This window comes from Noviherbaspirillum sp. (genome assembly GCF_036563305.1).
Classification (GTDB): domain Bacteria; phylum Pseudomonadota; class Gammaproteobacteria; order Burkholderiales; family Burkholderiaceae_D; genus Noviherbaspirillum.
The window spans coordinates 15,625-29,633 of sequence record NZ_DATCMQ010000014.1 but is presented as its reverse complement, the minus strand read 5'-3'; the positions used below and the strand labels follow the sequence as shown (position 1 = coordinate 29,633).

General features: G+C 61.7%; 15 protein-coding genes. 8 read left to right on the top strand and 7 right to left on the bottom strand.

Annotated features, from left to right (window positions below; all coding sequences use genetic code 11):
* The first annotated feature begins 255 nt into the window (after window positions 1-255).
* A complete protein-coding gene (locus tag VIM12_RS12975; RefSeq protein WP_331942070.1) occupies window positions 256-522 on the top strand; it encodes an MbcA/ParS/Xre antitoxin family protein in 267 nt (88 codons plus the stop codon).
* A gap of 88 nt (window positions 523-610) precedes the next feature.
* Here VIM12_RS12975 and VIM12_RS12970 read toward each other — a convergent pair whose 3' ends face one another.
* Together VIM12_RS12970 and VIM12_RS12965 are read right to left on the bottom strand one after the other, a co-directional pair.
* Entirely contained in the window at window positions 611-1,921 is a 1,311-nt protein-coding gene (locus tag VIM12_RS12970; RefSeq protein WP_414691788.1) for a serine hydrolase domain-containing protein, read from the bottom strand.
* A gap of 46 nt (window positions 1,922-1,967) precedes the next feature.
* Window positions 1,968-2,900: an MBL fold metallo-hydrolase gene (locus VIM12_RS12965; RefSeq protein ID WP_331942069.1), complete on the bottom strand. Its 933-nt coding sequence runs from the start codon at window positions 2,898-2,900 to the stop codon at window positions 1,968-1,970.
* Between the two features lie 235 nt (window positions 2,901-3,135).
* Between VIM12_RS12965 and VIM12_RS12960 the strand changes: the two genes are divergently transcribed.
* Window positions 3,136-4,020 (top strand): LysR family transcriptional regulator, encoded by an 885-nt coding sequence (locus tag VIM12_RS12960; protein WP_331942068.1) that lies wholly within the window; start codon window positions 3,136-3,138, stop codon window positions 4,018-4,020.
* 101 nt (window positions 4,021-4,121) lie between these two features.
* Here the strand turns inward: VIM12_RS12960 and VIM12_RS12955 are convergent, their stop codons facing one another.
* Window positions 4,122-4,934 (bottom strand): SDR family oxidoreductase, encoded by an 813-nt coding sequence (locus VIM12_RS12955; protein ID WP_331942067.1) that lies wholly within the window; start codon window positions 4,932-4,934, stop codon window positions 4,122-4,124.
* Between the two features lie 272 nt (window positions 4,935-5,206).
* Here VIM12_RS12955 and VIM12_RS12950 point away from each other — a divergent pair, with 272 nt between their 5' ends.
* The 6 genes from VIM12_RS12950 to VIM12_RS12925 all read left to right on the top strand — a co-directional run bounded on the left by VIM12_RS12950 (window position 5,207) and on the right by VIM12_RS12925 (window position 9,285).
* A complete protein-coding gene (locus VIM12_RS12950; RefSeq protein WP_331942066.1) occupies window positions 5,207-5,629 on the top strand; it encodes a helix-turn-helix domain-containing protein in 423 nt (140 codons plus the stop codon).
* Window positions 5,630-6,022: 393 nt separating this feature from the next.
* Window positions 6,023-6,310, top strand: coding sequence for a hypothetical protein (locus VIM12_RS12945; protein ID WP_331942065.1), 288 nt, complete (start codon window positions 6,023-6,025; stop codon window positions 6,308-6,310).
* A 44-nt stretch (window positions 6,311-6,354) separates the two neighbouring features.
* Window positions 6,355-6,696 (top strand): transcription initiation protein, encoded by a 342-nt coding sequence (locus tag VIM12_RS12940; RefSeq protein WP_331942064.1) that lies wholly within the window; start codon window positions 6,355-6,357, stop codon window positions 6,694-6,696.
* Between the two features lie 418 nt (window positions 6,697-7,114).
* The gene (locus VIM12_RS12935) at window positions 7,115-7,522 is read left to right on the top strand and encodes a DUF1428 domain-containing protein (protein ID WP_331942063.1); all 408 of its coding nucleotides are present in this window, start codon (window positions 7,115-7,117) and stop codon (window positions 7,520-7,522) included.
* A 346-nt stretch (window positions 7,523-7,868) separates the two neighbouring features.
* Window positions 7,869-8,357, top strand: a complete 489-nt coding sequence (locus tag VIM12_RS12930; protein WP_331942062.1) for a hypothetical protein — start codon at window positions 7,869-7,871, stop codon at window positions 8,355-8,357.
* Between the two features lie 346 nt (window positions 8,358-8,703).
* Window positions 8,704-9,285 (top strand): GNAT family N-acetyltransferase, encoded by a 582-nt coding sequence (locus tag VIM12_RS12925; RefSeq protein ID WP_331942061.1) that lies wholly within the window; start codon window positions 8,704-8,706, stop codon window positions 9,283-9,285.
* Between the two features lie 105 nt (window positions 9,286-9,390).
* Here VIM12_RS12925 and VIM12_RS12920 read toward each other — a convergent pair whose 3' ends face one another.
* From VIM12_RS12920 to VIM12_RS12905, 4 genes are all read right to left on the bottom strand, one after another.
* A complete protein-coding gene (locus VIM12_RS12920) occupies window positions 9,391-10,092 on the bottom strand; it encodes a phosphatase PAP2 family protein (protein ID WP_331942060.1) in 702 nt (233 codons plus the stop codon).
* On the bottom strand, window positions 10,089-11,798 hold the full coding sequence (locus VIM12_RS12915; RefSeq protein WP_331942059.1) for a phosphoethanolamine--lipid A transferase: 1,710 nt from the start codon (window positions 11,796-11,798) through the stop codon (window positions 10,089-10,091). The genes VIM12_RS12920 and VIM12_RS12915 overlap by 4 nt, the downstream gene beginning before the upstream one ends.
* Window positions 11,799-11,867: 69 nt before the next feature.
* Window positions 11,868-13,139 (bottom strand): HAMP domain-containing sensor histidine kinase, encoded by a 1,272-nt coding sequence (locus VIM12_RS12910; protein WP_331942058.1) that lies wholly within the window; start codon window positions 13,137-13,139, stop codon window positions 11,868-11,870.
* Window positions 13,129-13,812: a response regulator transcription factor gene (locus tag VIM12_RS12905; protein WP_331942057.1), complete on the bottom strand. Its 684-nt coding sequence runs from the start codon at window positions 13,810-13,812 to the stop codon at window positions 13,129-13,131. Before VIM12_RS12905 ends, VIM12_RS12910 begins: the two co-directional genes overlap by 11 nt.
* Between the last annotated feature and the right edge of the window lie 197 nt (window positions 13,813-14,009).

The following is a 14,009-nucleotide window of genomic DNA, read 5'->3' as shown; positions in this document are numbered from 1 at the left end:
TTCCGCCCGCGGCGCAGGTCCACGGGTTTTTTTTGCCACCCGGTCGGCAGATCTTGTCCGCCGTCGGTGGATTGCTGCGGCGCGCATTGCCTGCAGGCGGATCGTCCATTGGAAAAGCGGGCCGGCGCTTCCGCCTCCTGGAGATGCGGGTATGATGCGCAGGAAGAAACATGAAGAGCCGAAGGCGCGCGCCTGCCCGGCGCTTGCAGGCCGCCATGCCTGTACGATCTCCCCCACTTTCTGAGCGAGACAATAATGACCCAGGACGGACCCCTGTCACCCGAGGGAATGGAGGCACTCCGCGCACGCTTCGAAGCGCAATCGCGGAAGGCCCAGGCCTACTACGCGATCATGCACAAGATGCGGGAGATTGCGGGAAGCGACGAGGCCGCGAGCGCCTGGATGGAAAAGCCGCTGCCGCATTTCGACGGAAGGAGCGCGGCACAGTTCATCGCCGAAGGCCGCGTGCAGGAGGTGCTGGACTACATCGCCGATGTATCGAAGCGGCAGGAACCAGGCTGATCCGACCGGCGGGAAACGGCACGCGCCGTTGTGGCGTGACGGGGGCGGAGCGAGAAGGCCCCCTTCGACAACACCCCTCCTGCGATACTCACTTGCGCGTCAGGTGATCCGCCAGGGCGCGGTACGCACGGTCGGTGAGCGGCAGATGCTGCAGGTTGCTTGCGACCGGATGCGACGACAACTTCACCACCACCATGCGCGCGACAGGATCGATGTAGATGCGCTGCCCATGGATGCCCCGGGCGTCGTAGGCCCGGTTGCCTTCATGCGAGACCCACCACATGCTCCGGTATGAGTAGGCCGCATATCCCGGCGCGTCCGGATAGGCTGCCTTTGCAAACTTCACGCGATCGCCGCCACGCCGTATGTCGTCGACAACGGCCTTCGGTATGACCTGCTGCTCGTTGAATCTCCCGTCCAGGCGCATCATCTCTCCAAAGCGCGCCATGTCGCGCAGCGTCAGGTTGAGTCCCCCTCCGCCGAACTCGCTGCCGGCCGTGTCGACCAGGAAGTAGCTGTCGTTCTCCATTCCAAGTTTTTGCCAGATGCGTTCCGAAAGCAGCGTGGCGACCGAGCGGCCGGTCGCACGCTTGAGGATCCAGCCGAGCACATCGGTATTGATTGTCTTGTAGGCGAATGCCTCGCCGTGATTGCCTTCCTTCTTCACCCCGAGCAAGAACGCATGCAGCGTTTTCGGACCGGCGTAGCCGGGCGGCGAGGGGAGCATGCCGCCCGCACGCGCATAGCTCCAGATATCCGACTTGGGATCGGCGTAGTCTTCCGAATACTTCACGCCGATCGTCATGTCCATCACCTGGCGCACCGTGGCGTCTCCGTACGCCGTGTCCTTCAGTTCGGGGATATATCGCGTCACCGGCGCCGCCGCGTCGATCACGCCTTCATGCGCGAGCGTTGCAGCCAATGTGCCGACCATCGATTTGGTCACCGAGAAGGAAATGTGCGGCAGTTGCGGGTGACCGGCGCCGAAGTACCGCTCATAGACGATTTTTCCCTCGTGCAGAACCAGTATCGCGTCGGTGTAGCTGCGTGCCAGCATGTCGTCCCAGGTGATGGTTTCGCCCTTGTCGTCGGTGAACTGCAGTGCGCCGATGTCGAGCGATGCGGATGCAAACCGGTGCGTTGTCGCGTCGCCGCGCCACACATTCGCGGTCGGCAGCAACTCGCGCATGTGCGAGAAACTCCAGCGCGTACGCGGGAACTGCAGGAAGCTTGCGTCACCGAAGCGCACCATCTTGTCCGCGGCAGGAGGAAAACCCTGCATCCAGCCCATCAGGTTCGGGTCGCTCGCGGCCGGGTTTTGCGGGTCCGGCGCTCCCTGGGCGTGTACGCATGCCGCCGCGAGCATGCCGGCTGCCAGTGCAATCGTCTTTGCTTTCATGTTGCCTCTCGAGTTGGTTGGCTGGAATAACGAGGTTCTCCCTTGCCTACTTCACCCAGCGGGGAAAGTAGCCGAGCGTGTTGTGCAGGGGCCCGTCGTGGGCCGGCACCACCACCAGGCCGGGGTTGCGTGCCGCGACGTCCCGGATCAGCTCGATCGTGCGCTGCGTCTTTCCGGCATCGCGGTCGACGATGCTGCGCGCCAGCCAGAACTTGGGCCGGGCTTCACTGATCGCACCCGCGCTCCAGATGACATCGCCGACGAAGAAATAGCGCTTTCCGGAATCCGCAGTGAGGAACATGCCGATAGAACCGGTGGTGTGGCCGTACATGGGGACGAACACGATGCTGCCGTCGTTGAACAGATCCAGGCTGCGATCGAATCCCTCGTAGGGCCGGGATGAAAACGTCAGCTCCTGCCATCGGATGCCGGCAGAGGCGACCTGCGAAGGCCATGCGCGTCCTGGACTGCGCTGCGCGCCGCGAATTTCCTCCATCTCCTCTTTCGCCACGGCGACCACGGCATCGGGAAAGTCGACGACGCCGCCGGCGTGATCCCAGTGTGCATGGCTGAGAAATATCCTTCTGATCGGGCCTATCCCGGCCTTGTCGAGCTGCTCGCGCACTGGCGTGACAGGCTGTTCGTACCGGAACAACGGGCGATACCACAGCGGCATGTCGGCGTCGTACTGCTCCGCCACCTTGCTGCCCAGTCCGGTATCGAAGAGAAAGTATTCCTCGCCATGCTTGACGAGAAAGGCCGAGAACGCGCTCTCGACCATCTTGGAGAGACTGCCTCCCGAGTAGGTAAGCCCTTCGCGCACCTGCAGCCCCGCGGTCTTGATGATGGCGAAGCCGACCCGGGCGGGCGCGTCGGCGACGTGCGCGCTTGACCCAGGAACCGCGGGAGCGGCGGGCTGCCCCGCGCCGCTGGGCGACACCGTGGCAAGGAAGGCGAGAAAGAGAAGTTTGTTGATCATGTCGACACTGCACCTGACGGTGCCGGTTGCGTTGCCCACATCCGGGCTGACGGCACCGGCGATGGGAGAATGGCCCTGACTTTAAGGGCTGGCACGTCATTGGCATATTATTTTTTTCCGTGGAATGATCCATAATCCGCCTATGGATCAAGGCGGGTTGCCGCGCCGTGGTGGCAGCAGTCCGTGCTTGTTCCGGATCGTCCCGTCCTACCCTCTACTTGTTACGGAGACCGCCATGTTCGACCTCAGGGCCCTCAGGTATTTTGTCGCTGCCTACGAAGAGCGGTCGATTACCGGCGCGGCCAAACGCTGCCATATCGCCCAGCCTTCCGTCAGCACCGCCGTGCAGAGCCTGGAGGAATCGCTGGGCACCCGTCTCTTCGCGCGCACCAAAAGCGGTTTGAGCCCCACGCACGACGGAGACAAGCTGTACCCGCGGGCGCGCGCTCTTCTGGCGGAATCGGCCGCCATCCTGCACAGCTTCCGGCAGCCGCCGGCGAGAGAGTTGCGACTGCGCATACAGGCCGACATGCTCGTCCGGTGCGCCGCGCCGCTCATCTCACTGCTGTGCGAGCACCTGCCGGGCGTGAGGCTGCGTTTCAGCGACGACGACGAGGCGTGCGACCTGCGGCTGGTATCGGCGCACTGCAGGCGAGACGACGAATGGCACCTGGACCTTTGGGAAGAGGACTATGTTGCGGCTATTCCCGGCACCAGCGAACTGCGCTTCAGGCAGCAGGTCGACGTCGGCGATCTGCACGGCGTCCCGTACATCGAGCGTCCGTACTGCGTTTTCAGCGACACATACAACCGCCTGCTCGAGGCCCGGCAGATCAAGCCCGATGTGCGCGCACGCGTGGTGCGCGAGGAGGAACTGCTGGAGCTGCTGGAACTGGGCGTTGGCGTGGCGATGGTTCCACGGTCGCATTGCGCCGGTCTCAGGAACGCCATCATCAAGCCGCTCTCCGGAGAGGAAGCAGTGAAGCGGCGCGTCGTGCTGGCATGCCCCGCCGCCGACATAGAAATGATCCGGCTGCTGCAGAGCATGAAACCGGCGCTGCTGGATGGGTACAAGCACCTGGTGCCCGCACGGAAGGCGAGATCCGGAACGCTCCGCTGACATCACTTCCGGCCCGATCCGTTCGCACGGCCGCTGCGAACCGGTCATGGTTAAGGTGCAGCTGGCCGTCGTCCGCCACGCCCAGCGCGCTCGCGGCGCTGTCACTGCGGGGGATTGAGCCTTGTGAACGCTTCCTCGAAACGGCCGTCGCGTTCCGCCCAGCGCTGGAAACCGGCGCGCTGAACGAGGATTTCGTCCGGGACTGGCTGTTGTCCGAACAGCGCCATCACCTCGTCCATGAATGCATTGATCGGCATGTAGTTTTCGCGAGTCGATTGTCCAGGCGTGAGCTCGGTCTGGACCGCAGGCGGAATGAGCTCGACAACCTTGACGCTGTCCTTGAGCTGCTCGCGCAGCGCCAGCGTATAAACGTGGATTCCGGCTTTGGTGGTGCTGTAGGTCGCCGCGTCGGCGCGCGGCACGAACGCCAGTCCGGAAGTCACGTTGACCACCACGGGATTCGGCTGCCGCACGAGATGGTCGATGAGTGCACTGGTGAGCCGGATCGGCCCGAGCAGGTTGGTAGTGACCTGGGCCTCCGCATCATGCAGGTTGCCCGTCTTGCGCAGATCCTCGTAGCGCATGATGCCGGCGTTGTTGATCAGGACGTTGAGGCTGGGGTGCTCGGCGGCGACGCGCGCTGCAAAGGTCCTGATCGCCTGGGGATCGTCGACGTCGAGTTCCATCGCATACATGTTCTTTCGGCCTGCGATCGTGTCTTGCAGTGCCCGCGGGCGTCGTCCGGTCACGATGACCGTGTTGCCAAGGGCATTGAAACGCCAGGCAAGTTCTCTGCCGATGCCGGAACCAGCGCCTGTAATAAGGATCGTGTTGCCGCTTGCACGCATGCTCGGGCGCTCGCCCGATTGCCGCGCTGCCGTGCGTTCAGATGAGGTTGAATCTTCAATGGGCATTGCAGATCTCCTTTCTGGAAGAAAGTCCGTTGAGTCTCTTTCGACCAGCGCAGGGAGCTATGTCGAAGAGGGGTGTTGACGCGTGAACCGCGGCTGGATCGATCATAGGCAAAACGCTCTCCACAAGGAAGTAGGCACCAGAAAGTGCCATACTTACCGGATGGTGAGTGAAGGGAAAGGCGTCCTGTCGGACCTGCGCGTCCCATTGCCCCAAGCGACGCCCGGGAGCAGGGGCCGCAGGCTGTCGAACCGAACTGAAAGAGAGTCAGGAGATGTCCGTCGATTTCGAAAAACACCTGGAAGCACAAAAGAAACTCGCCCAGGCGGAGAAGCTCGATCCCCGTGTCGAAACCTTGGTGCACGAGGTGATTGCGCGCGTCGCGGACAAGTGGACGATGATCATCCTCGACGTCCTGGCCGAGCACGGCGAGTTGCGATTCAAGCAGCTCGGCCGGCTCGCGACCGGCATCAGTCAAAAGATGCTGACGCAGACCCTGCGCGAGATGGAGCGTGAAGGCCTGGTGATCAGGACAGTGCACGCTGTCGTGCCGCCGAGGGTGGAGTACCGTCTGACCGATCTGGGGCTCAGCCTTGGTACAGCTTTTTGCGGGGTCTGGTTGTGGGCCGAGCAGAATCTCGACGTGATCGAATCGGCTCGTGCGGCCTTTGACAGGCGCGCGAGCGAAGCATCTTAGTCCACCCTTCGGAAGACGGGCTTGAATCCCCGTGGTTCGTCTTCCTGCCGAGGGCGCTGTCGTCACCGCGGGTGCCGCTTTTGTGCCGGCTTGCGCCCGTCGCCATGCAGCGACTCTGGCCGGAACCGGCCGCACCATTCGCCTGGGGGGAGGTCTGGCACGATCAAGCTATGCGCCGACGACCGTGAAGATCAACAACGCGAGGTTGAAATGCCCAATTGCGTATGCGCCACGGTCTGATTCGCGGCAAGTGAAACTTCCATCTTGGGTCGGAGCCGTCCGGAAGCACTACCGCGCTGACCGGCGACAACCGGGATTACGTCCTTGGTTTGTTGCTGCTGATGCACGCCCGCCTTACACTGGACGGTCTCAACACCCTGCATGGATCGACAAATGGATTTCCCACTGACGAAGCTACTGATCTCGGTGATCGTATGCTGGGGCGGCCTCATCGCGATCGCCGTCGGCCAGATGCGCATGAAGACGACAAAGGCGGCGGCACTACGTACCCTCCTTGGTCGGGCCGCGATCGGTAGTGTGATCAGCGGCCTGTTCATTGGCACGTTCCAGAGTCATGGCGTCAATGTCCCATGGATTGCCTCTGGTATCGCGGTTTGCCTGACCGGCTTTCTTCTTGCCGGCATCGTCGTCCTGATCTGGCGTTCGCCCGCGAACGGATAGTCATCACCATCGTCCTCATTCGCAATCTTAAGGAAAAGCACACCATGGCCAAGTACCTGATCTCCTTTCCCAGCGCGGCAATGGTCGTGCCAGACAGCGAGTGGGAAGCGGTGACGCGCGATTCGCACGCGGCGATCGACGAGGCGAAGGCCGCCGGCGTGTACGTTTTCGGCGGCGGCATCGATGCGAAGGTGCCGCCCGTGCTGGTGTCGGCCGACGGCTCGGTGGCCGAGGGCGGCTACCCGTGGGCGCCCCCGCTTGACGGCGGCTTCACCGTGCTCGAAGTGCCCTCGCGCGAGGAGGCCGTCGCGTGGGCCGCGCGCATTGCGAAGGCCTGCCGGTGCGATCAAGAGCTACGCGTCTTCGGGTTCGACCCGCAATCCTGAGCGTCCGGCTGAAATGGCGCAGAATGTGCCGCCTGACGACGCCGGCAAGACGCCGCCGCGCTGTGTCGCTTCTGGATTCAGGCGATGAAGGGCCACGTTCGCCACGACCGGAAGTCGACTTGGGTCCCGTCCCGTGCCTCCAACCTCGCGGCCAATGGCACCAAGGTAGCCGCCCTCTGAATCATTTCAGAATCATGGCGCTTATCCGGGTTGCAATGACCGTCGAACTCCGCCCGGCCTGACAATGCCGCGCGTACCGGGGCCGGGCGTGGCCATTGTATTTGCGAAGAGAAGCAGCTGTAGCTGTTACTGGCGCCGGCGCCTGCGATGCCCGCCGTGCGTTGAATCACGGCGCCCCGTGTTAGTCTGGCATTTTGCGTTTCATGACAAGTTTGTATCCTGGCTGGGAGCTACGCGGATGACCTACATCGACTGTTACCTCGTCCCGGTTCCGCGGAAGAATAAGGCGGCCTATGAGGAACTCGCGCGCATTTCGGAGTCGGTCGTAAAGGAACATGGAGCGCTCCGGGTGGTCGAGTGCTGGCTGGACGAATCAGGCCCTGATGTCACGACCTACCACGGTGCGGATGCGAGGCTCGAACCAGAACGGTACGCGACATTTCGCAGGGCCGCAGGGGCAAGCGATCAAGAAGCCGTTGTCATGTCCTTCGTGGAGTGGCCGAATAAAGATGCAAGAGATCGCGGAATGGAGCGCGTAACGCGCGACCCGCGCATGCAGTTCGCCGGCCTTCCCCCGGTATTCGAGGGCGCCCGGCTCATTGCGGGCGGATTCCTGCCAATGCTGGACTCAAGGCGCGAAGCCTGACGACGCCCGAAGAGATTACGGCGTCGCGGCGCAGCTTCACCCGGGTGTCGAATGTCTGTTTCCATGGTAGTCGACGGCAAGCTTAGCGCCGACTCTGGCCACTTGGCTTGCGTGGGCTCGCGGCCATCAGCGGATGCTGTGGCAAGTCCGCCTTCAGTCTATGGACAAAGCGTATTGGTTGATGCAGTGATCAGCAAAGTCCCGACACTTTATAATCGTCCCTGTCTTTCATTCCGAGTCTCAGTAATAATTCGCGCCGCACGGAGAGCTTGCGGAATGTGGCTCGTGATATTGGGCCGCGCCCATGTAAGTCTGACGCTTTGTGAATGGAACAGGTTAGGCAGCGATGAGAGTCCTTATTTTCGGTAACTCGGGTTCCGGTAAAAGCACGTATGCCATGCGCCTGAGCCAAGCGCACGACTTGCCCCATCTCGACTTGGACTCCATCGTCTGGGAACCTGGCGAGATTGCGGTCCAGCGCTCGCCGGAGTCCATTGCCGCATCCTTGACGGCATTCCTTGCCGAGAATGCGCGTTGGGTCATAGAGGGTTGTTACGGCGAGCTTGTCGAGGCGACGTCTGTGCACTGCACGGAGCTGGTTTTTCTCAATCCGGGACTGAAGACTTGCCTTGAGCACAATCGAAAGCGCCCGTGGGAGCCGCACAAGTACAAGACGAAGGAGGCTCAGGACGCAATGCTTGAGCACCTTCAGGCGTGGGTCGAGGGCTACTACGAGCGCCAAGATCAATGGTCGTACCGCGCGCACCGGCGCATCTTCGACGCCTTCAAGGGGCGCAAGACCGAGCGTCTTGCCGACGATGCAGTCGCGGCCTGAACGTTTGTCCAGGTCGACGCCGCCTGGCAGCACGGCTTGAGTCAGGCTTTCGACCCGCTTGCGTCACATCGACATTTCGCATTGGGCCGTCTTCGGCCGCGCGTGATAAATGGCGAGTCATTCCAATCGCAACCGGTTTGCAGTCGTTGAATTGCGATCACCATTAGGCCTTTCCTTAGCCAGACGTCGGACACTGGAGCAAGCCCGTGACGTGCGACCTTGGGGGCAATGACGGCAATCCGGGGACGGCCGGCAGGAGCGGGCCGGATATATCGATGCTGCCGCAACCATGCTTGCGCGCGCCGCACTGTGAATGCATTGAAACTTGGACAGAAGGAGCAAGAAGATGGAAGTGATCCGAACCGCGCGCCTGATTCTGCGCACTTGGCGCGCAGACGATGCGCCAGCGTTCTACAGATTGAACGCGGATCCGCGTGTGACGGAATTTCTGCCCGGAGCGCTGACCATGGAGGAGGTCGAGGCCTTCATCGTGTTTCAACAGGGGCTCTTCGCGCGTACCGGGGGCTGTTATTTCGCCCTGGAAGTCGAGTCGACGCGCGAATTGGCCGGTTTTGTGGGGCTGAAACGCCATGAGCTTGATTCCCCTGTCCGCCTGCCCTTCGCGCCATGCAGCGACATTGGGTGGCGCCTTGCCGCCCCGCATTGGGGGAAGGGTTATGCAATCGAGGGAGCGCGCGCCTGCCTTAACTTCGGGTTTCATGCCCTGGGGCTGGACGAGATCGTATCCTTCACGGTGCCGGAGAATCGTCGTTCCCGGGCGGTCATGGAAAAGCTGGGCATGCGCGAGGATACCGCAGGAGGATTCGCTCACCCGGCACTGCCGCCAACGCATCCGCTATCGCGGCATGTGTTGTACCGACTTACCCGCGCAGATGCTTTCAAGGACCGACCACGCGAAGTGGGCTGATGCAGTTTCGAGCTTTGCGCTCGTACGCCTCCGGCAGTACTGGTCAATATCACCTGGTACTTCAGGTGGCGGACCGCCGAGGCGGCACCCACTGGCCAAGAGCGGTCATGCGAGCTTGTCCCGACGTGAAATCATGTCGGCCAGCCTTGCAAGCACGACGACGATTAACACCGCGATCCACACTGACCACAGGGTATGCGTGAGGAAATGTGCTCCCCGTGCCTGTTGGGCCAGTCCCAGCGCAAACCCGGGCAGCAGGCTGGCAGCGAATGCAACGCAAGCCTTCCCCGGCTGCTCCGGCAGCCAGAATGTAGCAATCGACGGTAGCCACAGCGCGCCGGAAGCATGGCCGGCCGGAAAGCAGTGACCTGCGGTCACCCCCATCGGTAAATCGTCGAAGATGCGCAGATAGGGGGCGAATCCGCCGTAGCGGGAAAGACTCCAGGGACAGTGATGGATGGATCCTGCCTTCATTGCGCTGATGGCTGCCGGAACAAGGAGGGCGGATGCCACGACAACCACCAGGTTGCCCCTGGTTCTGCTATCGAGCAACCGACGGCCGGTGAACGCGTCCGCCAGAAGTGCCGCGACCGGCACCAGTGCAATGGCCAGCATGAATGCCTTCATCGTGTGGTGCATGAAGTCGTCGAAGAACCACTGACTGCGGCGCGGGAACGCATTGAGCTCGAAATCGAACATGCGATCGGCGAGATACAGATCCGCATGCGTAAACCTACCCAGCCAGATCAGCAGTGCAGCAAGTGCAAGCAGGACGAGGATAGATGCCCGGAACTGGCGGTCCGTCATGTGCCCGCCTCCGTCTTGTCGTGACAACCGGAGAGCACGTCGAATGCGGGATCGTAGACTGACGTTTGTACCCGCATTAGCCCCAGCATCGAGTGGAAGAGATAGTCATGGCTGGCGGGCTGTCCCGCACGCGTGCGAAGACAGGCGCCATCGACGGCGGAAGCGGCGGAAAAGCCAGGCGACAGCCACATCAGCATCGGGACTTCGGTCTGTTCCCGCGGGGCGATTGCATAGGGAAGACCGTGCAGGTAGACCCCCTTCTCGCCAAGCGACTCGCCGTGGTCAGAGAGGTAAATCAGTGCGGCCTCGTGCGAAACTTGACCTTGCAGGCGCCGTATGGTCTGGGCCAGGAAGTGGTCGGTGTAGAGCACCGCATTGTCGTAGCTGTTGACGATCTGCTCCCGGCTGCACTTTCCAAGGTCCGGATCGTCGCAAGTCGGCGTGAAGCGGCGATACGTATCGGGATAGCGATGGGAATAAGCGGGACCATGGTTGCCAAGCTGGTGCAGCACGATGACAAGATCGCGCGGGTTCTTGTGAAGCTCCGCCTCCAGGCCGTCGAGCAGAATCTCGTCGAGGCAGTGGACCTCGTTGCACAAGCGTGCGTCGCGCCTGTCTTCCGGCCGCTGAAATTCGAGACCTTCGCACGCACCCTTGCAGCCTGACTGGTTGTCGCGCCAGATGGTCTTGATTCCAGCACGTTCCATCACATGCAGCACCGATTCATGCCGCCTTATCTGCTTTTCGTCATAATTCCTCCGGCCGTACGGGGAAAACATGCAGGGCACCGAGACTTCAGTATTGGTGCCGCAGGAAGTGACGCGGGGGAAGTTGATGACGTTGCTTGCAGCAAGCTCGGGCGTAGTCTGCCGCTGGTAGCCGTTAAGGCCCCAGTTCGCGGCCCGCACCGTTTCACCGACGACGACGACGAGCAGGCGCGGTTTGCCTTCATGAGAGCTGGCGGCCGGAACGGCATCAGTGCCGATCGGGAGGCGTGGCGATTTGGCTTCCTCGGTTTCGGCTGCGGCGACACGTATGGATGAGACGATGAAGTTGCCCGGAGTGATGAGATAGCGGACCTCCTTCTGGTTGCGCAGCAGCGCGGACAGATCCTGGAAGGCAATGAGGAGGCTGACGCCGGCAGCCAGCATGGTTGCCAGCAGAAAAAGTGCGCGCATCACCAATGCGCGCTGCATCGTCCTGCGCTGCAAGTCGAGGCGCGACACGAGCAGAGCGGGAAGACAGCCATAGACGAGCACATCCCTGAGCATACCGACAGAAAGCAGTTCCCTTGCTTCACTGAGATCGGTGTGGAAGATGTTGCGCACCATGCTTGCATCGAAAAAGACGGTGTAGCGGCCCATGTAGTGCGAAGCCAGCGCTGTGAGGATGAACAATGACGCCAGCAAGGGCTTGGCAGTGCTCTTGCCGACCACCACGCCAAGGATCAAACAATGTACGGCGGTAAGCAGCACCGCAGTGACAACCGTCAGCAGCCAGCTTTCGGTCCTGCTCCAGTCCTGGCTCGCCGACCAGGCGAACCAAAACCGCTGGTTGGCGAACAGCGTGAAGAAAAGGCTGGCACCCGCAATGCAGGATTCAACGCTGCACGAAGGGCGTGCGCGGAGCGTGGCGCCGCGGTTCTGGCGGGAAACGGAGCCGCCACGGCTTTGGTGAGGCCGAAGGGTGGAAGTAAGGTGGGTCAAATGCTGCCTGCCGCGTAACTGAAAGGGGCAGCATAAGCAGCAAGGCGTTAAGGAGGCGTTAAGGCCATATCAGGACCGCAATGTCGCCGTCTCGGTCGGCGCGCCGACAGGCGCGAAGTCGAGGATGAAGCGGCTGCCACCGTTGTCGGGTCGCTCGAACCGCACGTCCCACCTCAGATGCTCCGCCACCCGCTTTACGATGGATAGGCCGAGGCCAGTCCCTTCGGTCGAATCCTTGCGTCCCTGGACGAAGCGCTCGAACAAACGCTCGGCGACGGCATCTGGCAATCCCGGGCCGGTGTCCTCGACCACGACGCGCGTTTGCTCAAGCCTGACAGTCACGTTGCCGCGCTCGGTATGCTGGATGGCATTGCGGAGCAGATTGCCGACCGCAATGCCAACCAGTTCCGGCCTGGCGTCCACCCAGACCGCACCGGCCTCCTCGATTTCGCACCGCACGAACTTTCCCTGCAGCAGAGGCAGGTAGCGCTCCAGCTCCGCATGGATGACCGTGTTGATCTCCGTACGCGAGGCAGCCAACTGTTCCGGCGCGCGCGACAACCACAGCAATGCGGCGACGCGCTCCGTAGTCTCAGCCGCCGTCCTTCTTATTCTTTCGGCAACTTCGCGCTGCGCCGGCTGGCTGGCAAGACGCAGTGTAAGCAGCTCTGCTGCGCCAAGCATGATGGTGAGCGGCGTGCGCAACTCGTGGCTGACGTCACTTGTAAATAACCGCTCACGCATGAGAAAGCGCTGCAGCTCATCAGTACGGTGAGCAAATGCGCGTGCCAGTACGCCAATCTCGTCACCGTTATCGAGGCCCGGCAGTGTGGACGAAGGGCTGTTTGCAGCTACCGCGTCGGCCAGTGCCGTGACCGGAGCGACGATGCGACGCGACGTCGCCGACCCGAGAATCACTGCCAGCACAAGACTGGAGAGAAAACCGATTCCGAGCGACGAAAAGATGATGAATTCGAGGTGTTCGAACTGCGTCATCTCCTGAACCACCGCATAGCGGTTACCGTTCGCGTCGCTGATCAGGGCCTGCGCCTCCCTCTGCTCCAGCAGCAGTTCATGGATTCCCGGCCCTCTGTTGCGCAGTTCGGACGGCAAGTCGTCATTGATGAAAACTTCGACACCTGGAGGAGGCTCATAAGGCTGCTGCCGGATATGGTGGGCAATCAGCACTTCGCTGATCTTCTCCAGTCGGTCGTCCATGACTTCGGATTCGATTACCTCGACGGCCGTATAGGAAACCAGGCAGAAAAAGGCCGCGAGAATCGCGGCCAACAGTACGAAGGACTGGGCGATGCGGCGCTTGAGGGAGGGATCAGGTCGCATTGGCGGGGGCTAAACGGTAGCCAAGGCCGGCTCGGGTAATGAGCATCGGTCGTTCGAACGGTTTGTCCAGGGACTGGCGTAACGCGTGGATATGGGTGCGCAGCGCATCGCTCTCCGGTGGATTGTCGCCCCAGACTTCCCGCTCCAGAGCCTCGCGGCTGACCAGCCGGGGTGCCTGACGCAGCAGGGCGAGCAAGATCTTGTATCCGATCGGCGTTATCGCAATGGTTTTCCCGGCCCGGGCGGCGGTACCAGTACGCATGTCCAGCTCGATCTCATCGTAGGTCAGCGTGTGCCGGACCTGTTCATTCCGCACGCGCCGGACCAGTGCCTTGAGACGGGCATCGAGTTCCAGCAGCGAATATGGCTTGACGAGGTAATCGTCCGCGCCGACGCTCAAGCCGGTCACCTTGTCGTGTTCGGTATCCCGGGCGGTAAGCATCAGGATGGGTACCGGATTGTGATGTTCTTCGCGCAGGCGACGGCAGACTTCCACCCCATCCAACCCCGGCAGCGAAAGGTCGAGCACAATCACATCGTAATTATTTTGTATTGCGAGGTGCAGGCCCGCGGAGCCGTTACGGGCGACGTCGAGCGTGTAACCAAGCGGCTCAAGAAAGCCGAACAGGTTGGCAACGATATCCGGATTGTCTTCAATTACCAGAACATGCATGTTGCGTCTTCACTTGACAGGTTCGCCTTCGCGTTGCTTGTAAATCGCGCTGGATGCGTGCAATTCTACGTCCTTCGGCAGGAGAAGGCGGAGTGACCAAAGACATTCTGGACGCATGAAGGCTCGTCTCTTCCGAGGGGCTGCCTATCCAAGCCACCATTTGTCGCCTTCAATGGCTTAAGCCCATGCGCGAATTG